A 21,757-nucleotide genomic window follows, 5' to 3' on the forward strand; every position below is an offset into this window, starting at 1 on the left:
CGTGCCGTGGGCGCCCTGCGTGCTTCCGGTGCTCCGGGTACCGCGGCTGCTTCGCGCGCCCTGCCGGCCGTCCCTGTCCCGCCCTTTCCCCGTGTCCTGCGTGCCCAGCGTGTCCCGAGTGTGAGGAACCCCTCCTGATGCCCCCCACCCCGCCCTGGACCGGCCAGTGGGTCGCCGACCGGCTCGGTGTCGCCCTGCACGGGGACGGCCTGGCCGACCTGCTCGGCCTCGCCCTGCGGCGCAACCCCAAGCGCGCCCACTTGCTCGTCTCCCACGTGCTGGGCAAGCACGTGCCCGCCGACCCGCGCACCGTCCACGGCCACGCGGTCGGCCTGGGCCGCCGGGTCCGCGCACTGCTCGGCGAGCAGGAGGCCGCGCGGGCCGTCGTCCTCGGCTACGCCGAGACCGCCACCGGGCTCGGCCACGGCGTCGCCGACGGCCTCGGCCCCGTGCCCTACCTGCACTCCACCCGGCGCGCGGTCCCCGGTGTCGCCCCCCAGGGCGGCTTCGAGGAGGAGCACAGCCACGCCACCTCCCACCTGCTGCTCCCCGAGGAGCCGGACCTGCTCGCCCGGCCGGGACCGCTGGTGCTGGTCGACGACGAGTTCTCCACCGGCCGCACCATCCGCAACACCATCGCCGCCCTGCACGGCCTGCACCCGCGCGAGCGCTACGTCGTCGTCGCCCTCACCGACCTGCGCTCGGCCGCCGACCGCGCCGCCCTGGCCGCCTTCGCGGTGGGCCTGGGCACCCGCATCGACGTCCTCGCGCTGGCCACCGGCTCGGTGACGCTCCCCGACGATGTCCTCACCCGCGGCCAGGCACTGGTCGCCGCGCACGAGGAGGCACCGCCGGTCGCCGGGCCCGGCACCGGCGCCGTCCGGCGGGTCGATCTCGGGTGGCCCGCCGGGCTGCCCGACGGCGGCCGGCACGGCTTCACGCCCAAGCACGCCGCACGGCTGGCGGCCGCCCTGCCCGCCATGGGCGCCCGCCTGGCCGCCGCCCTGCCCGAGGACGCCCGCAGCGTGCTCGTCCTCGGCACCGAGGAGCTGATGTACGCGCCGCTGCGGCTCGCCGGCGCGCTCCAGGACGCCCTGGCGGCCCCGGCGCGGGACGGGCGCCCCGGCGCGGCCGCGCCCGAGGTCCGCTACTCCACCACCACCCGCTCCCCGGTGCTTGCCGTGGACGACCCGGGGTACGCCATCCGCACCAGGATCGCCTTCCCCGCCCACGACGACCCCGGCGACGGCGGCAGCCCCGAGCGGTACGCGTACAACGTGCGCGGCTTCGACGCGGTGGTCTGCGTGGCCGACTCCGCCGGCGACACCCCCGCCCTGCACGCCCCCGGCGGCCTGCTCGACCGGCTCGCCGCCGTCACCGGCACGGTGCTGCTCGCCGTGGTGCCCTCCTACCGACCGAACGGAAGCCCCTTGACCTCAGCGCCCGACCTGGCCGAGCCGCTGCGCGGACCGCACTTCTCCTCGTACCCGCCCGAGGAGGTGGGCTGGCTGCTCAAGGACCTCTCCGGCGCCGAACTCGAAGCGCCCACCGAGGAGCGCGAGGAGGCGATCCAGAGCGGCGGCGCCCACTACGCCGAGTCGCTGCCGGTGGAGTACCAGCCGAGCGCGGAGTACCAGGAGCTGTTCCGCGCCGCCCTCGACGCCTCGGCGGCGCGGATCGCGCGGGCGGTCGGCGCCGTCACCGAACTCGTCCTCGCCGAGCGCGGTCCCGACGCCGTGCTCGTCTCGCTGGCCCGCGCCGGCACCCCCGTCGGTGTGCTGATGCGCCGCTGGGCCCGGCACGCGCACGGGCTGAAGCTGCCGCACTACGCGGTCTCGATCGTGCGCGGCCGCGGCATCGACGCCAACGCGCTGCGCTGGATCGCCGCCCACCACGACCCCGCGTCCGCGGTGTTCGTGGACGGCTGGACCGGCAAGGGCGCCATCACCCGCGAGCTGGCCGACGCGGTCGCCGGCCTCGCGGCCGCCACCGGTATCGGCGGCTTCGACCCCTCCATCGCGGTGCTCGCCGACCCCGGCGGCTGCGTGTCCACCTACGGCACCCGCGAGGACTTCCTCATCCCCTCGGCCTGCCTGAACTCCACCGTCTCCGGGCTCGTCTCGCGCACCGTGCTGCGGGAGGGACTGATCGGCCCGCACGACTTCCACGGCGCCAAGTTCTACCGGGAGCTGGCCGGCGCGGACGTCTCCGGGCTCTTCCTGGACACCGTCACCGGCGCCTTCGACGCGGTGGGCGAGGGCGTGACCGAGGACGTCAAGGCGCTGCGGGCGCAGGACCGCACCCCGACCTGGGCGGGCTGGGCCGCCGTCGAGCGGATCAGCGAGGAGTACGGCATCGGCGACGTCAACCTCGTCAAGCCCGGCGTCGGCGAGACCACCCGGGTGCTGCTGCGCCGGGTGCCCTGGCGCATCCTCGCCAAGCGGGGCGCGGGCGCGGACCTGGACCACGTACGGCTGCTCGCCGGGCAGCGGGGGGTGCCGGTCGAGGAGACCGACGACCTGCCGTACTCCTGCGTCGGCCTGATCCACCCGCGCTTCACCCGGGGCGCGACCGGCACCGACGGCAAGGCGGTGGCCGCGAAGTGAGCCGCCCGCTCTCCCCCCGCCGCGCCGACGTCCTGGTCGCCAGCGACCTGGACCGCACCCTCATCTACTCCGCCGCGGCCCTGGCGCTGCCCATGCCGGACGAGCACGCGCCCCGGCTGCTGTGCGTCGAGGTGCACGAGGGCCGGCCGCTGTCCTTCATGACCGAGACCGCGGGCGCGCTGCTGGCCGGACTCGCCGACGCCGTACGGTTCGTGCCCACCACCACCCGCACCCGCAAGCAGTACCGGCGGGTCGGCCTGCCCGGCCGCACCCCGCGCTACGCGATCTGCGCCAACGGCGGTCACCTGCTGGTGGACGGCCGCACCGACCACGACTGGAACGCCGAGATGCGGCGGCGGCTGGCCGACGGCAGCGCGCCGCTCGCCGAGGTGCGCGCGCACCTGGCCGCCACGGCCGACCCGGAGTGGCTGCGCAAGGAGCGGATCGCCGAGGACCTCTTCGCGTACCTGGTGGTCGACCGGGAGCGGCTGCCGCTGGGCTGGGTCAAGGAGCTGGCGGTGTGGGCCGAGGAGCGCGGCTGGACGGTCTCCCTGCAGGGCCGCAAGATCTACGCGGTGCCGCGGCCGCTGACCAAGAGCGCGGCGCTGGCGGAGGTGGTCCGCCGCTCCGGGGTCACCCGGGTGCTGGCGGCGGGCGACTCCCTCCTCGACGCGGACCTGCTGCTGGCCGCGCACACCGGCTGGACCCCGGGCCATGGCGAACTCGCCGACACGGGCTGGACGGCCCCCCACGTCACCGCGCTGCCCGCGGTGGGCGTGGCGGCGGGGGAGGAGATCCTCCGCGAGATGCTCCGCGAGGCGGCGGGGGAGTAGGGGGCCGGGCGCCGCTCGGGGTGGCGCCGGGGTTCGGTTCGTCCGGGTTCGCCCGTGGTGGTTCCGCGAGGTGGGCGGGCCTGGGCGCGGGGTGCCCGTGACAGGTGGGGAAGAGGGAGTGTTCCGGGGGAAGCGGGGCAGACGGCCGGTGTGATCCGCGGGCGCGGTGGACCGGCCCCGCGGTGGGCGCGGCTGCAAGGGGGCTCGCGATGGGACTGTCACCGAAAGGACGACTGACCGTGCGGGCCCTGCTGGAACGCGAGTTGCGCAGCCCCCGGGTGCCCTCGCTGGAAACGGCGTGCGCCCGGCTGGCCGACCGTCCGCTCGACGACACCCTGGCCGACCTGGACGACGTCCTGTCGGGCCCGGTCACCGTCGAGGCCGGCTGGCGGCTGCAGGTCCTGGTCTCCGCCCTGTACCACCACGCCGGTGCCTCCCTCCCGCTGACGGAGGAGCTCCGGGCCCGCATCCACACCGCTCAGGCCACCACCGCCAAGGAGTAGACCCGCGATGTCCTGCTCGAACCTCGACTGCCGCAAGATGGGCTGCACCACCACTCCCCGGCCCACCCCGCCCGCGGGGCCCAGGTAGGACGCCGGGCCCGGGCAGGGCCCGGCCGTCCTCCTCGTCGGTCCAGCCGGCTCAGTCGGTCTTTCCGGTCCAGCCGGCCCGGTCAGCCCTCGCGGCTCAGCGTCGCGCTGAGCCGCCGGGCCTGCTTGATCAGCTGCGACGATCCCTTGCGCGCCGCCACCGCGTCGATCTCCGGGAGCGCGCCGCGGGCCCCGGACTGCTCCGCGCAGTCGGCCGCGAGGGCGAGCAGGGTGCCGTCGGCCGATGCCGGCCCGCTGGCCAGGAGCCCGGGAAGGGCGCCCAGGAGCACCGCCCACACCGTGCCGTACGCGCCGGTCTGCGCCGCTTCCCGCAGCGCGGCCACGACCCGTTTCGGCTTGAGCCGCCCCAGGCCGCACAGTTCGGCGATGTCCCGGCCGAGCCCTTGCGTGTCGAGCTGTCCGCGCGCGGCCAGCACGAGCATCGCGTCCACCGCGAACAGTTGCTCCTCGAAGCGCCGCGCCCCCAGGCCGTAAGCCACCAGCAGATGGGTCGCGGGCCCGGCGGGACCGCCGGACTCGGCCAGCGCGGGCAGCACGGCTGTCTCCTGGCCCACGTGGTCGCCCTCGGCCAGGTCCGCGAAGGTCGACAGCATGCGCGCCGCGACGATCTCCCGGTGCTGGGGCAGGACGGCCAGGGTCTGCGGGGAGCACTGCCCGCCGCCCCCGCACCTGCACGGCTGCTCGATCGGGTCGTGCGCGCCGAGCAGGGAGCGGAACGGCTCGGGATGGTCCTCGCGCCCGGGCAGGGCCTCGGTGCGCACGAGCACACCGGGGCGGGGGGTCCTCAGCCTCAGCCGCTCGGTCTCCCGGGACAGGACGGGGTCGGGCAGTCCGCCCGAGGCGAGCCACGCGGCCAGCCGCCGCCCCGCCGGGGACGTGAGCCGATCCGCCGCGGCCCGCACCTCGGGCGGCACCTCCCGCTCCAGCCGCAGCAGGGCCTGGAGCAGGTCGGCCGGACCGGGCTCGGTGCCCGACTCCTCGTACGCGGCCAGCCGCGCCACCAGCTCCGACGCCTCGATGGTCCCGGTCGCCCAGGTGGGCGTGGCCAGCAGGAAGGGCAGCGGGTCGCCGAGCTCCAGCCGCGCCCCGATCTCGGCCGCGCGGCTGAGGAAGACGGACCACATCGCCGTGTGCGGGCACTGGTGCTCCTGGAACCGGAACCGCAGGGCGCCCAGGCCGGACTGGACGCGCAGGGTGCGCGTCTGCTCCTGCGTGACCTCCCCCATGACGAACATGACGACGGCTTCGAGGGCCTGCGCGAAGACGTTCTGGCTCAGCCACGCGGCGGGCTGCCGGTGTGCCGCGACGACCGGTTCCAGGGCCGTGCGGAGCCCCGCCGGGTCGGCGTGGGCGTGGACCACGAGGCTGTTCAGCGCCCGCTCCTCCTGGGCCGGGGTGCCCTTGCCGCGCAGCAGCACGGCGATCTCCTCGGCGAGTTCGACCGGGGCGAGCGGTGCGGGGTCCAGGCGCTCGGGTTCCGGCACGGGCGGCAGGACGTCGCCCTCCGCGGCGGACGGGCCGGGCTCCTCGTCGGCCACGGCGCCGCCGAACGCCTCGGCCGCGCGTGCGCGCAGGTCGGTGGGGAGCAGCTCGGCGCTCTCCGCCAGCTCGGCGAGGACGGTCTCGCCCGCGTGCCTGCGGTGGCGCAGGACCAGGGCGAGGGCCCGGTCCTGGAGGCTGTGCTCGCCGCTGCCGAAGACCTCGGCGGCCAGCGGCAGCAGCTCGTCCGCCAGGCGGTGGTCGCGCTTGACCGCCTTGTCGAGCATGGCCAGTTGGGCGCGCACGATCTTCTTCTCGGGCCGGAACAGGGCGCCCCTGGACGCCTCGACCAGGTGCTCGGTCTCCAGCCCGCCCGCCGCGTCGAGCGCGGCCAGTTCCTCCTGGGCGCGGGCGGCGGCGAGCGCGTGCCCGTCACAGAGCATCCGCACCCAGGTGGGGATGTGCGCCGCCCGCTCGTCCGCGGTCAGCTCCAGGGCGGTCAGCAGGACGAGGTAGCCCTTCACGATGCCCTGCCGGCCCCCGCGCAGCAGCCGGGACAGGCAGCCGGCGACCAGCATGTCGCGGCTGAGCCGCCCTTCCCGCGCGAGGGCGGCCAGCGCGGCGGGCCATCCCGGGTCGCTGTCCCAGGCGTACTGGAAGGTCGAGCCGGCCTCGTCCACCTCGAAGAGCCGGGGGACGGCCGCCTGCAGGAACGGGTTCTCGCGCAGCTGCTCCAGGGTCGTCCGGCCCCGCCCCGGGACGTCCCGCTCCCAGGCGAGGACGAGGCCGTCCGTCATCGGCGGTTCGGCGTCGGCGATCCGCGACAGCTGCTTGACCAGGGCGTACTCCCACCAGCCGAGGGCGCGGCGCTCCGCCAGCCGGCGGACCACCTCGGCCAGCCAGGCCGGGTCGCGGTCGCCGAGCACGCCGGCGACAGCCTGGGGGTCCTCCTGATTGGCCCACCACAGGGTGCGGCTCGTGAGGAGCCACTGGGCCGCGGCCGCCGCTCCGGTGCAGCACCCCGCCCCCGCGAGCAGCAGGCTCCGGCTCACCCCCAGGTCGCCCTCGCTGCGCCAGATGTCCGGGGTGTCCTTGCGCCACTGCTTGAGGACGGGCAGGGCCTTGCGCCGCTCGGCGTCGGTGAGGGCGCCGAGCAGCTTGGGGACATCGGCGACGCGGCCCTCGCGCACCGCGTCCAGCAGGGCGCGAGGGCCTTCGGCGATCCCGTCGGGTATGCGGTGGACGTCGGTGGTGTCGGTGGTGTCGCTCATCGGGTGGCTCCGGTGCGGATGGTGTCCTGGGCGGCGGTGGTCGTGCGGGACTCGCCCGCGCGGCGGGCGATGCGGACGGCGAGGGCGTGCTTGCACGGGCCGCGGCCGCCGCGGTACTCGGCCCACCAGCGGCAGGTGCAGGTCAGCCGCCCGTCGGCGGACCTCACCCGGTGGCTGTGGTCGTCGACGGTGACGGTGGCCGTCTCGCCGTCGAGGCGCACCGCGCCCGCGTCCACCAGGGCGCGGGCGGCGCGCAGCCGGGGGTTGTCCCGCTCGGCCCGGCCGGTGTCGTACGGCAGCTCCCGGTGGAAGTAGGCGGCCTCCGCGGCGTCGTAGCCGATGCGGCCGGAGGTGGCGAGGCGGGTGAGCGCGGCCCGTACCCGCTGCGGGTCCAGACCGGACTGCGCGGCGAGGTCGGCGACGTCGACGGCGGGGTCCCAGGCGAGCAGCACGGAGACGAGGTCGGCGTCCTCGGCCGACTCGTCCGCCGCGAGGGCGTCCAGGACGCCGCCCTCGCCGGAGAAGCCGCGTGCGGTGTCCGGGGACAGGGTGAGGGTCATCCGCATCCCGGGCAGTGCGATCTCCCACGCGCTCGCCACCGGGGAGCTGCCCGCGGTGACGGCCGGGCCGTGGACGCGCAGCCCCGTCGCGTGGCGCAGCACCCGCGTCAGCGCGGACAGCCGCTCGGGCCCGGGCAGGCAGACCGCGCCGGGGACCGGCCGGGTGGTGGCGCGCAGCGAGCGGCCCGCGGGGACGATCCAGCGCGCTCCCGTGGAGGCGCCGCGGGCCGAGCTGGGGCGGGGCAGCGAGCGCAGGAAGCGGACGGCCTCGACCGCGGGGAGTTCGGCCCGCACGTCGAAGGCGGCGGCGGTCACCTGGGTCTCGGCGAAGCCGCGCAGCCAGCGCTCGGGCAGCGGCACCTTCTTCTCCACCACCGGCCCGTCGAAGGTGGTGACGACCATCTCGTCGGGCCCGACGTCCAGACGCAGCGGATCGCCCGCGCCCACCCGGCTCAGGGCGTCCCGCAGCGGGACGTTCACGTCGACGTTGGTCGTGCCGTAGCCGATGTCGCCGCCGTCGAGGGCGTCGCCCAGCACGTCGAGCCGCGCGTACACCCCGCAGCAGGCGGAGAACGACTCGAACCTCAGCCGGTCCCCGTTCCCGGTGACGACGGGGTCGCGCCACCGGTCGGGCCGCGGCTGGTAGTAGCGGGCGGCGGCCACGTCGGCCACGCACAGGAGTCCGGCGGCGGTCGCCTCAGGGTGGGTCAGGAAGCCGCTGAAGAAGCGGGGATGGGCTTCCCACCCGGCGGGGGTGGCGCCGCCGGAGGTCTCCAGCCCGATGCTCTGCCCCTCGGCGGTGCCCCGCACGGCGGAGGGGCGGAGGTAGGCGTACGTCTGTGCCGTTCGCGTCATGGCCGAGATGCTAGGGCCAGGGGCTGACAGGCCGTCCGGTCGATGTTCCCGCGGTCGCTCGACCATGCCTGTATGGGCAAGTGATCGAGCCGTGCCTGCGGACCGGACGCCCGCGGGGTGCCGCCCACCGGGGCTCGGGCCGGGCGACGGCGGGAAGCCCTTCCCGGAGAGTGGCGGGAAGGGCTTCGGGGTGCGGTGGGGGCCCGGGGGTTGTGAGGGTGGGCGTGGACGGGTTCGAACCGCCGACATCCGCCTTGTAAGGGCGGCGCTCTACCGCTGAGCTACACGCCCGGGAGGTTGCGACGACACAGGTTACCTTGCGGTGGTACCTGGTCAGCAACCACCGCGGCGCCCGGAGGGGGCCGTGTGTTCGGGGCGGACGGGTGGGAGGATGGACCGGACGGCGGCAGGCGGCGAGCACGGGGAGAGAGTGTCACTGTGACGACGGCACGTTCGTGGTGGCGGCGCGGCGACAACGGGCGTGCGGAGGCGCAGGCCGCGAAGGACGCGGCCGCCCAGGCGTTCTACGAGCTGGACACCGCCCAGCGCGAGCTGGAGATCGCCATCGAGACGATCTCCGCCGTCGACAGCACCCCCGAGGCCCGCCGCGCCCTGGAGGGCTTCCGCGCCCTCGGCGAGAAGATCGACCGGGTCAGCGCCGCCTACATCACCACCGTGGACGCCCACGACCTGGACCGCGACGGCCTGGAGCACGGCGAGGCGTCCCGCGCCCGCGGCGAGCTGACCCGCGCCAAGGACGAGCTGGTCAACACCCGTACCGAGCTGGAGCGCTTCCAGGCGGGCCTGGCCCCGCTGCTGGGCAAGGCCGAGACGCAGCTGGCCCGGCTCGCCCCGGCCCGCGAGCGCGCCAAGCAGTCGCTGCTCGCGGCGAGCCAGGCGCTGGACACCGTGCGCGCCGCCGGGCTCAAGGCCGACGACCTCGCGGCCCGTCTGGCCGCCCTCGGCCCCGAGCTCACCAAGCTCAATGAGGGCGCGAGCAAGCACGGCGTCCAGGACACCGTCCGCCGCGCCGACGAGATGCGGCGCACCGCCGACGCGGTGCGGGCCGAGGCCGAGCGGCTGCCGCACCAGGCCGAGGAGATCGACAAGCGCCTGGTGTCGCTGCGCACCCGAGTCCAAGCGCTCGGCACCCGGGCCGAGGGCGTCGCGCCCGTGCTCAGCGAGCTGCGCCGCCGCTTCTCCGCGGCCTGCTGGCAGGACCTCCAGGCCGTGCCCGACCAGGCCGCGCAGGCCGTGCGGCAGGCCGAGGACGCGCTCGCCGAGGCCCGCAAGGCCCGCGCCGAGCAGCGCTGGGCCGACGCCACCGCGCGCCTGGCGACCGTACGCGCCCTGATGGACGACGTGGACGGCGCCGTGGCCGCCGCGGGCGACCGGCTGCGGCGGCTCAACGAGGTCAGCAAGGACCCCAAGGGCGAGGTCGAGCGGACCCGGTTCGCCATCCGTGACGCCCAGCGGCTGGCCATGCAGGGCCGCAGCACGCCCGAGCCGCGCCACGCCCGCCCGCTGGACGACGCCGTGGCCCGCCTCGACCGCGCCCTGGCCGGCCTCCAGGGCCGCCACCCGGACTACTGGGCCTTCCTCACCGAGACCGCTGCGGTCCGCGAGACCGCCAACCGCGTCGTCGCCAACATCCGCGAGGACCGGGCAGCCGGCCGCTGACTACGGCTCCGGCCGGGGCCCGCACCACGAGCCGCCTGCCGGCAAGCCGTCAGCCGCAGCAGCCCCCGCCGCAGCAGCCGCCACCGCCGCCCGCGGACTCGGCGGCGCCGCTGCCGGACGCGCCGGCACCGACCGAGACCGTGGAGAGCAGCTTCACCGTGTCCGCGTGGCCGCGCGGGCAGGGGGCGGGAGCGTCGGACTGGGACATGGGGCGGCGCAGCTCGAAGGTGTAGCCGCACGCCTTGCAGCGGTATTCGTAACGAGGCATGCGCTCACTTTAGCCCGCCGCATCGCCCCTTCCGCGGTTGTCCACAGGCCACTCGGGTGGAGCGGTACGGAACCGCCCGCGGCGGCTGCGGATCGGGCCGGACCGGGGGCTGGCCAGGGGCTGGCCAGGGGCTGAACCGGGGCGGGAACAGGGCTGTGCCCGGGCTGGACCAGGGTCGGGTCCGGGCAGTTCCGGGGCCGGAACAGAGCTGTCTCCCGGCCGGGCCAGGGCCGTTCCAGGGGACGGTACCGGCCTGCGACGAGCGCTGGCGCGGAGTTGTCCACAGCCTTGGCAGGCGTCCCGGCGGACGTGCTACCGCCGGGGCTGACCTGCTGTGCAGCGCTACCTCCGCCGGGCCAGCGTCGTCCCGTCCGCCACCGTCAGCAGCACGTCGTCCACGCGGTCGTCCGCCCGCACGTGATCGTTGAACGCACGGATCGCCGCCGCGCCCCCGCCCGCGGCAGGGTCCGTGACCTCACCGTGGAAGAGCGTGTTGTCCACGACGAGGAGCCCGCCGGGGTTCATCCGCGGCACCAGCTCCTCCCAGTAGTCGATGTAGGAGCCCTTGTCGGCGTCGAGGAAGGCCAGGTCGATCCACGGCCCCTCGGGAAGGGCGCGGAGCGTCTCCAGCGCGGGGGCGATCCGCAGGTCGATCCGGTCGGCCACGCCCGCGTCCGCCCACGCGGCGCGGCCGACCGCGGTCCATTCCTCGGAGACGTCGCAGGCGATGACCCGCCCGCCCTCGGGCAGCGCCTGTGCCATCGAGAGGGTGGAGAAGCCGGTGAAGGTGCCGATCTCCACGATCTGCCGGGCGCCGGTGAGCCTGACCAGGAAGGAGAGCAGCGGTCCCTGTTCCTCGGCGGTCTGCAGGCCGGCCACGTCGGCGAGTTCACGGTGGGTGGTGTCCACCAGGGCCCGCTGGGTGGGCGTCAGCGGCGGGTTGTGCGCCAGGACGTAGGCGTAGAGCTCGGGCGTGAGCTGCGGGTTCTTCGTCTCGTACACGGTCTTCTCCCGGTGCGGTGATCCGGACCGGCGGGGCCGTACCGCATTTGGCCCTAGGCTGACCGGATGCTCGTGGATGACGTGGTCGCTCTGGTGCCCAGCATTCCAGGCCGCCGGGTGCTGCTCGGCCTGGCAGGCGCCCCGGCGGCGGGAAAGTCGACGCTCGCCCGGCACCTGGTGACGGAGGTGGACGCCCGGCTCGGCCCCGGCACGGCGGCCTGTGTGCCGATGGACGGGTTCCACCTGTCCAACGCGCAGCTGGACCGGTTGGGGCTGCGCGACCGCAAGGGCGCGCCCGAGACGTTCGACGTCGACGGGTACGTCCATCTGCTGCGCCGGCTGCGGGCGGCGCGCGAACGGCCCGTCTACGCACCGGACTTCGACCGAAGCCTGGACGAGCCCGTGGCCGCGGGCCTCGTCGTGCCGCCCGAGGCGCGGCTGGTGGTCACCGAGGGCAACTACCTCGCCGACGACGGCGAGGACTGGGCGGAGGTCCGCGACCTGCTCGACGAACTCTGGTACGTCGAGGCCCCGCGGCACCTGCGCGAGCAGCGCCTGCTGCACCGCCACGTCATCGGCGGCCGCAGCCAGGAGGAGGCGATGGCCTTCATCGCGGCGAGCGAGCGCCCCAACGCCCTGCGCGCCGAGTCCGGCCGTGCCCACTGCAGCCGCGTGGTGACCCTGGGCTGAGGCCCGCCCGGGGCCCAACCGGGGCGGGGCGGGGGTTCAGTCCCGGGGAGCCGTCTCCGTGTCGAGCCAGGCGAGGTATTCGGTGCTGGCATGGGTGATGGGCGCGGCGATGATCTCCGGGGTGTCGTAGGTGTGGGCGGCCTTGATCGCCGCCTCAAGGGCGGGGTAGCGGTCGGCGGGCGCCTTGAACAGCACGCGCCACTCCTCTTCCTCCTGCAGTTCGCCCTGCCACCAGTAGACCGAGCGGATCGGGCCGTCGATCTGCGCGCAGGCGGCGGCGCGCTGCCGTACGACCGCGCGGGCCAGGTCGGCCGCGCGGTCGGGGCTGTCGGTCGTGGTCAGGACGGTGATGTGGCCGGGCACGGGTACCTCCGCGAGGACGATGGCCGTCCGAGCGTATCCGCGACGGCACCCCCGGGCTTGGCTTCGCGCCACGGCCGGACCGCCCCGGCGGGACCGCTGCGGGAGGACAGCTGTGACAGGACAGCTGCGACAGGGCGGTGAAAGCAGGACGGCTACGGCAGGACCTGGACCGTGTTGCCGACCGGGCGCTCGCCCCTGGCGTCGGAGATGTGGTTGACCAGGTCGCCGTCCACGGCCATCGCCGTGGAGCCGCCGCCGTCGAAGTTGAGCGCCTGGGTGGCAGCCGCCGCGGGCCACGCCCGGACCCTGTGGCCATGAACGGGCTCTGAACGTCGGGCGCGGAGCGGGAGTTGCCCCCGGGGTGCCCGAGGCGCGCGGCCCGGTCGGGGTCGTGTGCGGCAGAGCGCGGCTCAACCGGGCGGAGGGGCGCACGGATTGGCGCCGGGGTGCGCTGGTGCGCCTGGCCTCTGCGGGTTTGGGCCGATCATTACCCGAATGGGTGAACGGAGGGTGTAGGCGGCGGTTCGCGGGGAAACGGTGCGAACCATGGAGGCGTGACCACAGCAAGGGGGAGGCTCGCCCGCATGGGCGCGGCGCTCGTCGTGGTGATGGCAGCGGCGTCCTGGGGGCTGGGCGGCGGGTACGCCGCTGCCGCCGCCCGGCACCACTGCCACGACGCCATACGCGTGCCACGCGCCTGCACGAGCTCCGATCCACCGTTGGGGCCCGGCAGTTCGCCTGCCGCGCGCCCCCCGCAACCCGTCCTGTCCCCGCCACCATTCGCCCGTACGCCGTCGCGCGCGCCGAACAAGCCGTCTGTGCGCGGGAGTTCGGCACCGGAGACGAGTTCGCCGCCGATGCGGCATCCGACGCCGGTTACGCAGACGGATCGGGAGCCGCGTGCGCACCCGAGCAGCGAGCCGAAGCCGCTTCCGAAGCCGCACGCGAGCAGCCGTCCCGAGGGGGACTCGTCCCGGACTCTGCCGGAAGGCGCGCGTTCCGAGCGGCACCCGGAACCGAAGCCGCACGCGAGCAGCCCGCAAAAGGCGGACCCGGCGTGGACTGCGCCGGAAGGTGCGCAATCCGAGCCGAAACCGAAGCCGCCGGCGCACGTTCATCCGAAGCCGCGCGCCACGCCGCGCCCGCACCCGCACCGGCACCCGTGGCCGCCGCTGTGCGGCTGGTGGTGGCCCTGGGCATCCGACCCGCACTGGCCGTTCGGCGGCAGCGGCGGGCACGGCCACGCTCAACCCCCGGACAAGCAGCTGCCGTTCTGGGCCCGGCCGTGCCACCCGCACAGGAAGCCGCCCCCACCGCCACCTCCGCCCCCACCTCCACCGCCCCCGCCCAGCACCCCGACACCCGAGCCGACCCACAGCCACCTGCCGCCGACCAAGCCCCCGACCACCCCGAAACCCAAGCCCGTTCGCACCCCCGCACCCCGACTCGCCCCCGTCCAGGCACCACCACCCATCGCACCGCCCACCACGCCGCCGCCCACCCGGCCGCCGCGGGCCGAGCCGGCGCCCAAGCCCCGCTCCACACCCGCGCCTTCGCCGACGGCGACCGTGTGGAAGGCCGCGGCGCCGCAACCCGTGGACAGGCCCGCGCAGCACCGGCGCAGCCCCGTCACCACGATGCTGCTCACCGCCGTGCCCGCACTGCTCGCCGTGGCGGTGCTGCGGCCCGGCTCGTCCACCTATCGCAGGAACCGCTGACATCCGAGGGGGAGTTGACGTTATGTCGCAGTGGCTGGTGCTGATCATCGCCATGGTGGCGGTGTGCGCGGTGGTGATCAGCGTGGTGGTGCTCAGGCAGCGCCGGATCGCCGCCGATGACGATCCGACCGAGACGCCCGACGTCATCGAGTACATGGTGATGATGATCGGGGTGGTGTACGCGATCGTGCTGGGTCTGGCGATCGCCGGCGTCTGGGAGGGCAGGGGCGGCGCGCAGGCCGATGTCCTCGCCGAGGCGCAGGCGCTGCACGAGGTGAAGGCCCGCGTGCAGGTCTACCCGGCGCCGGTGCGCGACCGGGTGCGGGCGGACGTGGACGCGTACGCGCGCTACGTCACCGACCGCGAGTGGCCGTACATGCGTGACCACGGCGAACTCTCGCCGCAGGGAACGAAGTTGCTCGCCCAGGTGCGCACCGACATCGAGAGCTACGACCCGAAGGACGACCTCGGCCAGCAGGCGTACCAGCCGCTGGTGGACGAGGTCGCCGCCGCCGACCAGGCCCGGGCCTCGCGCGGGCAGAGCGCCGGCGCCACGATGCCGGGCGTGGTGTGGTTCGGCCTGATCGTGGGCGCGCTGGTGACCGTCGGGCTCATCTTCACCCTGCAGATCCGGCGCTCCGCACGGGAGTTGCTGCTCGCCGGGCTCTTCAGCGCGCTGATCGCCTTCCTGCTCTTCCTGATCTGGGACCTCGACGCGCCCTTCGGGACCGGTCTGGCGGTGGGCGCGGGCGCGCTGAAGGACATCGTCCTGCGCCAGTGAGGAGAAGCGCGCACGCACAAGGGCGGCTCCCCCACCCCGGCCCGGGTGGGGGAGCCGCCCTTGGTGAGAACCCCGCGCGGCCCCGGTCAGGGGCGCGCGCGAGCGGTCAGCGCCAGTTGGCCACGTTCACGTTCTCCAGCACGCCCAGCGCGTCCGGCACCAGCACGGCCGCCGAGAAGTACGTGCTCACCAGGTAGCTGATGACGGCCTTCTCGTCGATGCCCATGAAGCGGACGTTGAGCCCGGGCTCGTACTCGTCCGGAAGGCCGGTCTGGTTGAGGCCGATCACGCCCTGGTTGTCCTCGCCGGTGCGGATGGCGATGATCGAGCTGGTGCGGGCCGGCGAGATCGGGATCTTGTTGCAGCTGAGGATCGGCACCCCGCGCCAGGCCGGCACGGTGGAGCCGAGTACCTCGACCGGGTCGGGGTAGACGCCCGCGCGCGTCCACTCGCGGCCGATCGCCGCGATCGTCTTCGGGTGGGCGAGCAGGTAGCGGGTGCCGCGGCGGCGGCTGATCAGCTCGTCCAGGTCGTCCGGCAGCGGCGGCCCCGCGTGCGGCTGGAGCCGCTGCTCGTACTCCGCGTTGTGCAGCAGCCCGAACTCCCGGTTGTTGATCAGCTCGTGCTCCTGGCGTTCGCGCAACGCCTCGACGGTGAGCTTGAGTTGCTGCTCGGTCTGGTTCATCGGCTCGTTGTAGAGGTCGGCCACCCGGCTGTGCACCCGCAGTACCGTCTGGGCGACGCTCAGTTCGTACTCGCGGGGGTTGGCGTCGTAGTCGGCGAAGGTGGCCGGCAGGGCGGGCTCGCCGCTGTGGCCCGAGGCCAGCTCGATGTCCGCCTCACCGCGCCGGTTCGCCCGCTGCCTGGGCAGGGAGCGCACCGCCTCCAGGTGCCCGCGCAGCGCGTCGGAGACACCGAGCAGGGACGACAGGGCGGTACGCGGCAGGGCGAGCACCGTGGTGGGGGTGGCCGCCTTCGCGGTGTACTCCCAGGTGCCGTCCCCGTCGAGCAGCGCCTGCTCGCCGAAGTGGTCGCCGTCGGCCAGGACGCCGAGCCGGGTCGCCTCCCCGTACGGACCCTCGCCGAGCTTTTCGACCTTGCCGTGCGCCACCAGGTAGACGGTGTCGGCGCTCTCGCCGGCGTGTGCGATGACCTCGCCCGTGTCGAACTCGCGCTGCACGAACCGGTCGGCGAGCGCGGTGAGCGCCTCGACGTTGCCGAACGAGCGCAGCGCCGCCAGCTCGCCCAGTTCCTGCGGGATGACCCGGACCTCGGAGCCGGTCTTGACGAACGTCACCCGCCCGTCGCCCACCGCGTAGCTGAGCCGCCGGTTCACCCGGTAGGTGCCCGAGTTCACCTGCACCCAGGGCAGCACCTTCAGCAGCCACCGCGAGGAGATGCCCTGCATCTGCGGGGCCGACTTGGTGGTGGTGGCCAAGGTGCGCGCGGCGGCCGTGTCCAGGCTCGTACGCGCGTCCTGCGGATCGATGTGTGCGGCTTCCTGCCCCGCATCAACCGACATGTGCCGTCCTTCCCGTCATGGGTGATACGGCCGTCATTCTTTCCGCGGCCCGCGGGGCTGGCTATTGCCGAATCGAGTGAGATTACTTTCCGAAATACGGGCAAGCAGCCGGCCCCCGCTCGGGCGCAAGACGGGCCGACGGCTCGCTGACCAGCGGGTACGCGAAAACGGCCCGGCGTGAGGGCCGGACCGCCGTGCGGAGGAGAAACGATTCGCGAGGGAGGAACCGGGGAGGAAGCAGCGCGTCGTCAGAGCGCTTCGACCACGGCGCCGCGCTCCGGCGGCGGGCCCTGCGGCGGGATCGTCAGCGGCACCGCCGCGTAGGCGGCCCCGGAGGCCAGCACCATGCGGCGCTCGCGGCGGAAGACGTACGCGGCGAACGCGCCGGCCGCCAGCAGCGCCAGGAAGGACATCAGGGTGCCGAACCAGCTCGCGCCCAGCCAGTGCCCGCCGACCCAGCCGAGGCCCACGCTGTAGGTGGCCCAGCAGACCCCGGCCAGCGCCGACCAGGGCAGGAACTCGCGCGGCTTGCGGCGGGCGGCGCCCGCGCCCAGGCTCACCACGCTGCGCCCGGCGGGCGCGAAGCGGGCGAGCACCACCAGGGCGCCGCCGCCGCGGGCGAGCACCTGGCCGAGCCGTTCGTGAGCGGCGGCCAGCTTCCGGGACCGGGACACCCGGCGGTGGTACCACGCCCCGCCGCGCCAGGCCAGCCGGTACGCCAGCAGGTCGCCGACGCAGGAGGCCGCGGCCGCACAGAGCAGCAGCACGAGGATGTCGAGCAGGCCGTCGCGGGTGCCGCGGGAGCCGGTGGTGGCCGCGCTGATCACCAGGACGCCGCTGGGCAGGATCGGCAGGAAGACGTCGAGCAGCACCGACAGGCCCACCAGGATGTAGATCCACGGCCATTCGAACAGGACGTCCAGCGTGTGCAGCAACGCCGCCTCCTGCCCTTCGCCGAGTCCTGCCCGAGTGGTGCTTTCGTGGTCCTGCAAGCCCGTGAGCGAAGGGTCCCGAGCGGATGCAGCGGTGCCTCTTCACGAGCGGCGGATCTTCATCCGCCGTCAGCCGTACAGCGTACGCCAGTACGGGCCCGCGGTTCCGCCGGGGGCACGTGACGTAAAAGACAATCACGTGCTGGTCACGGCGGGAATACCGGCCGGGAAACAGTTCGGCACAGATGTGGCGGATCATGTGTGCGCAAGGCCGCCGCGGCGCGGGTGAGCCGGGCCGTCGTGGCGGGCGCGGGATGACGTAGGGTGGTGATCAGCAGAAGGGGAGTAGCTCTTCGCCGGACCGTCGACATACTGCCCGCCCGCCCGTACCCCGCGTACGGCGCCATGGCGGGCCGGCGCCCGGGGGCGGTGCGGATGCCCGCCAGCGAGACCTTCGGCCGCAGTGTCCTGGACGCTGCCGTGCCGAAGCGACCCCTCGGAAGTCCGTGGTCGGATCGGCGCGGCCGCCCGACCGATCAAGGAACCGACTTCCGTGCTCAGCCTCAGCGTCATCGCCGTCGTCTTCGGCGTGATCTTCGTCGCCGAGCTGCCCGACAAGACCGCGCTCGCGAGCCTCATGCTCGGCACCCGCTACCGCGCGTCCTACGTCTTCGCCGGGGTGGCCGCCGCCTTCGTCGTCCACGTCGCGCTCGCCATCGCCGCGGGCAGCCTGCTCACGCTGCTCCCGCACCGCTGGGTGCAGGGGGTGGTGGGGGTGCTCTTCCTCGGCGGGGCGGCGGTGCTGCTGTTCTCCAAGGCCGACGACGAGGAGGAGATCAAGCCGCCCGCCGACCAGAGCTTCGTGAAGGTGGCGGGAGCCGGGTTCATGCTCATCCTGGTCGCCGAGTTCGGCGACCTCACGCAGATCATGACGGCGAACCTCGCCGCCCGGTACAGCGACCCCGTCTCCGTCGCGCTGGGGGCCGTGCTCGGCCTGTGGGCGGTCGCCGCGCTCGGCATCTTCGGCGGGCGGCTGCTGATGAAGCGGGTGCCGCTCTCCCTGATCACGAAGGTGGCCGCGGGCGTGATGGTGGCGCTGGCGGGCTTCAGTCTCTACGAGGCCGCCGCCGGCTGATGTGCGCGGGCGGCCGGTCCCGCCTGCCGGTCAGGGCCAGCCGCCCGCGAGCGCGACGGCACGCGCCTCGGGGACGCCCAGCATCAGCAGGCTCGTGATCGCCGCCGCCCGGGCTCCTTCGGCCCCGTTCGACAGGTCGCTGTCCGCGATGGCGAACACGGCGCCGTAGGCGACCTGGCTCAGGACGCTTGCCGGAAGGTGCCCGGCGAACACCTCGCCGTCCTGGCCGCGCGCCACGAGGCCGGCGAGGAGGGCGTCGAGCGGTCCGAGCAGGCCGTGGATCGTCTCGCCGTACTCGCCGCGGCGCAGCGCGAGCAGCACCCGGTACCGGTGCGCGACCGGCCAGAGGCGGGCGACGAACCCGGCCCACGCCGCGTCCGCCTCCGTGCCGGCGGTGTCGGCCTGGGTGAGCACGGCGGTCATCTCGCTGACGGCCCGCTGCGTGAGTGTCCGGACCAGGTCCAGGCGCGAGGGGAAGTGGCCGTAGACGGTGCGGCGGACGACACCGGCGGCCGAGGCGATGTCGCCCATGCCGGCGTCGGGGTCCTCGCCCAGCACATCGAGGGCGACGTCGAGGATGCGGTCGCGCGTCTCGTTCATGGAGCGCGCACGGGAGGACTCGGCAGGCACAGCAGCATTGTTGCACACCAGTGTGCAATGACGTAGGTTGCACACCAGTGTGCAACGAAGCGTTGTGCCGTACTCCGAAACGCAGGAGGACAAGGCAATGACCGCACCGACGAAGCAGGAGCCGGCCCTCGTCCGCCCGTTCACCGTCTCGATCCCGGACGCGCAGATCGACGACCTGAAGCGGCGCCTGGCCGGGACCCGGTGGCCGGACCCGGAAACGGTGGACGACTGGTCCCAAGGGGTCCGCCTGGAGAACGCCAGGTCCCTGGTCGACTACTGGGAGCACGGCTACGACTGGCGGCGCCTGGAGACCGAACTCAACCGCTTCCCCCAGTTCCTGACCGAAATCGACGGGCTGGACATCCACTTCATCCACGTCAGGTCCCGGAATCCCGACGCGATGCCGCTGCTGCTCACGCACGGCTGGCCGGGCTCGATCCTGGAGTTCCTGAAGCTGATCGGCCCGCTGACCGATCCGGTCGCGTTCGGAGGGGACGCCGCCGACTCCTTCGACGTGGTCATCCCGTCGCTCCCCGGGTTCGGGTTCTCCCAGAAGCCCGCGGAGACCGGATGGACGGTCGCACGCATCGCCCGCGCGTGGGTGGAGCTGATGGAGCGGCTGGGCTGCACGAGGTGGGCCGCGCAGGGCGGCGACTGGGGAGCCGTCGTCACCACCGCCCTGGGGGCGATGCGACCCGAGGGGCTGCTCGGAATCCACCTGAACACCCAGTACGCCTTTCCCGCGCAGATCCCCGACACCCTGACGTCCGGGCAGCGCCACGCCGTGGACACCCTCGCCCGCTACACCGGCGAACTCGGCGGCTCCAACCACCTCCAGGGCACGAAGCCGCAGACCGTCGGATTCGCCCTGGCGGACTCACCCGCCGGCCAGGCGGCCTGGATCTACGAGAAGTTCCAGTCCAAGACCGACAACCACGGGCTGGCCGAGGACGCCCTCAGCCAGGACGACATGCTCGACGCGATATCCCTCTACTGGTTCACCAACAGCGCGGCGTCGTCCGCCCGCATCTACTGGGAGAACCGGTCGGCGAGCATGGCCGGCCCGCAACTGACGCTCCCGGTCGCGGTGACCGTCTTCCCGAAGGACATCCCCCTCCTGCCGCGCAGCTGGATCGAGGACACCTACACCCACCTGATCCACTACGCCGAAGCACCCAACGGCGGCCACTTCGCGGCCATGGAACAGCCCGAGACCCTCGTCGGCGAAATCCGCAACGGTCTGCGCACCCTCCGCCCCTGACCCCGAAACCTCGCCGTCGGCGCAAAGGGCGGGGCTGCAAAGGGCGCTGGGGGTGTCTCCCGGGCGAGGCTCTGGGCGAGGAACCGCGCGACGAGCCCACGGCCGGGCAGCACCCGGCAGCGGTGGGAAGCCCCTACGGCGGGAAGCCGTTCAGGACCGAACCGTGAGGACGAAGCCGCCGTCCTCGGTGAAAGCCACCTCCACGTGGTCCAAAGAGGGCACGTGCACCGTCGCGGGCTGCGCCACCGCACGAGCCCCGACCCCGACCACCCGCATCCCGGCGGAGCGCGCGGCTGCGATCCCCACCTCCGCGTCCTCGAAGACGACGCACTCCTGCGGCGTGAGTCCGAGCGCGGCGGCGCCCTTGAGGAACCCCTCGGGGTCCGGCTTGCTCGCGCTCACCGACTCCGCGGTGACGCGGTGCGGCGGGAGGGGGAGCCCGGCGGCACCCATGCGGGCCGCGACGAGGTCGGTGCTCGCGGAGGTGACGAGCGCGTGCGGGCGGCCCTGGAGGGCGGCGAGGAAGGCCGGCGCGCCGTCGATCGGCACGACACCCTCGGTGTCGGCGGTCTCCTCGGCGAGCAGCAGCGCGTTCTCCGCGTAGTTCTCGGCCATCGGCCGGTGGGGGAGGAGCGCGGCCATCGTGGTGTGGCCCTGGCGCCCGTGGACGACGCTCAGCACGTGCTCCTGGTCGAGGTTGTGCTTGTCGGCCCAGCGGCGCCAGCAGCGCTCGACCACCGCGTCGGAGTTGACCAGGGTGCCGTCCATGTCCAGCAGCAGCCCTCGGGCGCGGAGCTCGGTGGACTGCTGCGGCTGCCTCGGCATGTACGGGCTCCTTCGACGGCCAAGCGGCGTACTCAGTGGCCCCGCCCGCCGGTCAGGGGAAGCGGGCGGAACCACTTTGTTCCTCCACGATACAAAAGATGTGCCGCCGGCGCCACCCCCGGTTCCGTCCCCCCTCTAGACTCGCCGGCATGCCCACCGAACGCTTCGGGCCCGACCACTTCCAACTCGTCCTGCTGCGGCGGATGGCCGACCACAACCCCGGTCTCGTCGAGGACGCGCTGCGCGAGCTGGGGGCCACCCGGACCGAGCTGCGCGAGGCGCACAAGCGGTGGCAGGCGCGGTTGCACGCCCGCACCTACCCCGGCGGCGAGGCACGCTACCGGGCCGCGCTCGGGCCGCCCGAGGCGGTGCGGGAGCGGCGGGTGGGCGACATGGCCTTGCGGGCCGCGCTCTGGCCGCTGCCGCTGTGGCCGCGGTTGCGCTTCGAGGTCGTCACCACCCCGCGCGGGTCCACCGGCGTGATCCTCAACGAGTGGCTGGTGCGCGCGCCCGGCGCCGAGCCGCCGCGGCTCGCCTCGATCGACGACCTCACGGCGTGGTCCTGCACGGTGGACGACGCCGCCCGCGCCTTCCCGCCGGCCACCCCGCTGCCGCCCGACGCCCCCAGTCGCGCCCGCCTCTCGCTCACCGACCCCGGGACGGGGCACCGCGTGCTCGCCCACTTCACCTGGGGCCTGCTGCAGTACGTCGAGCGGCTGCCGCACTGAGCGACGG

General features: G+C 74.4%; 19 protein-coding genes, 1 tRNA gene and 1 pseudogene. 10 read left to right on the forward strand and 11 right to left on the reverse strand.

Going from position 1 to position 21,757, the window contains the following annotated elements:
• Window positions 1-137: 137 nt before the first annotated feature.
• From BLR33_RS11785 to BLR33_RS11795, 3 genes are all read left to right on the forward strand, one after another.
• Window positions 138-2,606: a phosphoribosyltransferase gene (locus BLR33_RS11785; RefSeq protein WP_093784344.1), complete on the forward strand. Its 2,469-nt coding sequence runs from the start codon at window positions 138-140 to the stop codon at window positions 2,604-2,606.
• Window positions 2,603-3,439: an HAD family hydrolase gene (locus BLR33_RS11790; protein ID WP_093784345.1), complete on the forward strand. Its 837-nt coding sequence runs from the start codon at window positions 2,603-2,605 to the stop codon at window positions 3,437-3,439. Before BLR33_RS11785 ends, BLR33_RS11790 begins: the two co-directional genes overlap by 4 nt.
• A 209-nt stretch (window positions 3,440-3,648) precedes the next feature.
• Window positions 3,649-3,942 carry a hypothetical protein gene (locus BLR33_RS11795; protein ID WP_143031679.1) on the forward strand — a complete coding sequence of 98 codons (294 nt, stop codon included), beginning with the start codon at window positions 3,649-3,651 and terminating at the stop codon, window positions 3,940-3,942.
• 170 nt (window positions 3,943-4,112) lie between these two features.
• Here the strand turns inward: BLR33_RS11795 and BLR33_RS11800 are convergent, their stop codons facing one another.
• The 3 genes from BLR33_RS11800 to BLR33_RS11810 all read right to left on the reverse strand — a co-directional run bounded on the left by BLR33_RS11800 (window position 4,113) and on the right by BLR33_RS11810 (window position 8,506).
• Window positions 4,113-6,800 carry a DUF6493 family protein gene (locus BLR33_RS11800; protein WP_093784347.1) on the reverse strand — a complete coding sequence of 896 codons (2,688 nt, stop codon included), beginning with the start codon at window positions 6,798-6,800 and terminating at the stop codon, window positions 4,113-4,115.
• Window positions 6,797-8,215 carry an SWIM zinc finger family protein gene (locus tag BLR33_RS11805; RefSeq protein ID WP_093784348.1) on the reverse strand — a complete coding sequence of 473 codons (1,419 nt, stop codon included), beginning with the start codon at window positions 8,213-8,215 and terminating at the stop codon, window positions 6,797-6,799. The genes BLR33_RS11800 and BLR33_RS11805 overlap by 4 nt, the downstream gene beginning before the upstream one ends.
• A gap of 219 nt (window positions 8,216-8,434) precedes the next feature.
• Window positions 8,435-8,506 (reverse strand) — tRNA-Val (locus BLR33_RS11810).
• Window positions 8,507-8,653: 147 nt separating this feature from the next.
• Between BLR33_RS11810 and BLR33_RS11815 the strand changes: the two genes are divergently transcribed.
• Window positions 8,654-9,895 (forward strand): coiled-coil domain-containing protein, encoded by a 1,242-nt coding sequence (locus BLR33_RS11815; protein WP_093784349.1) that lies wholly within the window; start codon window positions 8,654-8,656, stop codon window positions 9,893-9,895.
• Window positions 9,896-9,944: 49 nt separating this feature from the next.
• Here the strand turns inward: BLR33_RS11815 and BLR33_RS11820 are convergent, their stop codons facing one another.
• Both BLR33_RS11820 and BLR33_RS11825 read right to left on the reverse strand, forming a co-directional pair.
• Window positions 9,945-10,163 (reverse strand): FmdB family zinc ribbon protein, encoded by a 219-nt coding sequence (locus tag BLR33_RS11820; protein ID WP_093784350.1) that lies wholly within the window; start codon window positions 10,161-10,163, stop codon window positions 9,945-9,947.
• Between the two features lie 342 nt (window positions 10,164-10,505).
• Entirely contained in the window at window positions 10,506-11,165 is a 660-nt protein-coding gene (locus BLR33_RS11825) for an O-methyltransferase (RefSeq protein WP_093784351.1), read from the reverse strand.
• Between the two features lie 66 nt (window positions 11,166-11,231).
• On the opposite strand from BLR33_RS11825, the gene BLR33_RS11830 reads away from it, so the two are divergent.
• The gene (locus BLR33_RS11830; protein ID WP_093784352.1) at window positions 11,232-11,855 is read left to right on the forward strand and encodes a nucleoside/nucleotide kinase family protein; all 624 of its coding nucleotides are present in this window, start codon (window positions 11,232-11,234) and stop codon (window positions 11,853-11,855) included.
• A 36-nt stretch (window positions 11,856-11,891) separates the two neighbouring features.
• Here the strand turns inward: BLR33_RS11830 and cutA are convergent, their stop codons facing one another.
• Window positions 11,892-12,218, reverse strand: coding sequence for a divalent-cation tolerance protein CutA (gene cutA / locus BLR33_RS11835; protein WP_093784353.1), 327 nt, complete (start codon window positions 12,216-12,218; stop codon window positions 11,892-11,894).
• A 152-nt stretch (window positions 12,219-12,370) separates the two neighbouring features.
• Window positions 12,371-12,487 (reverse strand): annotated as a pseudogene (locus tag BLR33_RS11840) (phosphodiester glycosidase family protein); the annotation flags it as partial.
• Window positions 12,488-13,813: 1,326 nt separating this feature from the next.
• Here BLR33_RS11840 and BLR33_RS36725 point away from each other — a divergent pair.
• A complete protein-coding gene (locus BLR33_RS36725) occupies window positions 13,814-13,936 on the forward strand; it encodes a hypothetical protein (protein WP_265737030.1) in 123 nt (40 codons plus the stop codon).
• Window positions 13,937-13,958: 22 nt separating this feature from the next.
• A complete protein-coding gene (locus tag BLR33_RS11845) occupies window positions 13,959-14,717 on the forward strand; it encodes a bestrophin-like domain (protein WP_093784355.1) in 759 nt (252 codons plus the stop codon).
• 106 nt (window positions 14,718-14,823) lie between these two features.
• Here BLR33_RS11845 and BLR33_RS11850 read toward each other — a convergent pair whose 3' ends face one another.
• Together BLR33_RS11850 and BLR33_RS11855 are read right to left on the reverse strand one after the other, a co-directional pair.
• On the reverse strand, window positions 14,824-16,239 hold the full coding sequence (locus BLR33_RS11850) for a family 2B encapsulin nanocompartment shell protein (protein ID WP_093784356.1): 1,416 nt from the start codon (window positions 16,237-16,239) through the stop codon (window positions 14,824-14,826).
• Between the two features lie 248 nt (window positions 16,240-16,487).
• Window positions 16,488-17,174, reverse strand: a complete 687-nt coding sequence (locus tag BLR33_RS11855; protein ID WP_245771393.1) for a DedA family protein — start codon at window positions 17,172-17,174, stop codon at window positions 16,488-16,490.
• A 550-nt stretch (window positions 17,175-17,724) separates the two neighbouring features.
• Between BLR33_RS11855 and BLR33_RS11860 the strand changes: the two genes are divergently transcribed.
• Complete coding sequence (locus BLR33_RS11860; RefSeq protein ID WP_093784357.1) at window positions 17,725-18,306, forward strand: TMEM165/GDT1 family protein; 582 nt, start codon at window positions 17,725-17,727, stop codon at window positions 18,304-18,306.
• Between the two features lie 30 nt (window positions 18,307-18,336).
• Here the strand turns inward: BLR33_RS11860 and BLR33_RS11865 are convergent, their stop codons facing one another.
• Window positions 18,337-18,936: a TetR/AcrR family transcriptional regulator gene (locus tag BLR33_RS11865; RefSeq protein WP_093784358.1), complete on the reverse strand. Its 600-nt coding sequence runs from the start codon at window positions 18,934-18,936 to the stop codon at window positions 18,337-18,339.
• Between the two features lie 97 nt (window positions 18,937-19,033).
• On the opposite strand from BLR33_RS11865, the gene BLR33_RS11870 reads away from it, so the two are divergent.
• Window positions 19,034-20,197 carry an epoxide hydrolase family protein gene (locus tag BLR33_RS11870; protein WP_093784359.1) on the forward strand — a complete coding sequence of 388 codons (1,164 nt, stop codon included), beginning with the start codon at window positions 19,034-19,036 and terminating at the stop codon, window positions 20,195-20,197.
• Window positions 20,198-20,347: 150 nt separating this feature from the next.
• Here the strand turns inward: BLR33_RS11870 and BLR33_RS11875 are convergent, their stop codons facing one another.
• On the reverse strand, window positions 20,348-21,022 hold the full coding sequence (locus BLR33_RS11875; RefSeq protein WP_093784360.1) for an HAD-IA family hydrolase: 675 nt from the start codon (window positions 21,020-21,022) through the stop codon (window positions 20,348-20,350).
• A 149-nt stretch (window positions 21,023-21,171) separates the two neighbouring features.
• Here BLR33_RS11875 and BLR33_RS11880 point away from each other — a divergent pair, with 149 nt between their 5' ends.
• Complete coding sequence (locus BLR33_RS11880; RefSeq protein ID WP_093784361.1) at window positions 21,172-21,750, forward strand: hypothetical protein; 579 nt, start codon at window positions 21,172-21,174, stop codon at window positions 21,748-21,750.
• Window positions 21,751-21,757: the final 7 nt, after the last annotated feature.

It is taken from the genome of Actinacidiphila guanduensis, assembly GCF_900103985.1.
GTDB lineage: Bacteria > Actinomycetota > Actinomycetes > Streptomycetales > Streptomycetaceae > Actinacidiphila > Actinacidiphila guanduensis.

Coding starts and splice junctions, on each gene's coding strand:
- BLR33_RS11785 (WP_093784344.1), top strand. CDS start 138: ATGCCCCCCACCCCGCCCTGGACCGGCCAGTGGGTCGCCGACCGGCTC.
- BLR33_RS11795 (WP_143031679.1), top strand. CDS start 3,649: ATGGGACTGTCACCGAAAGGACGACTGACCGTGCGGGCCCTGCTGGAA.
- BLR33_RS11800 (WP_093784347.1), bottom strand. CDS start 6,800: ATGAGCGACACCACCGACACCACCGACGTCCACCGCATACCCGACGGG.
- BLR33_RS11805 (WP_093784348.1), bottom strand. CDS start 8,215: ATGACGCGAACGGCACAGACGTACGCCTACCTCCGCCCCTCCGCCGTG.
- BLR33_RS11820 (WP_093784350.1), bottom strand. CDS start 10,163: ATGCCTCGTTACGAATACCGCTGCAAGGCGTGCGGCTACACCTTCGAG.
- BLR33_RS11830 (WP_093784352.1), top strand. CDS start 11,232: ATGCTCGTGGATGACGTGGTCGCTCTGGTGCCCAGCATTCCAGGCCGC.
- BLR33_RS11845 (WP_093784355.1), top strand. CDS start 13,959: ATGTCGCAGTGGCTGGTGCTGATCATCGCCATGGTGGCGGTGTGCGCG.
- BLR33_RS11850 (WP_093784356.1), bottom strand. CDS start 16,239: ATGTCGGTTGATGCGGGGCAGGAAGCCGCACACATCGATCCGCAGGAC.
- BLR33_RS11870 (WP_093784359.1), top strand. CDS start 19,034: ATGACCGCACCGACGAAGCAGGAGCCGGCCCTCGTCCGCCCGTTCACC.
- BLR33_RS11875 (WP_093784360.1), bottom strand. CDS start 21,022: ATGCCGAGGCAGCCGCAGCAGTCCACCGAGCTCCGCGCCCGAGGGCTG.
- BLR33_RS11880 (WP_093784361.1), top strand. CDS start 21,172: ATGCCCACCGAACGCTTCGGGCCCGACCACTTCCAACTCGTCCTGCTG.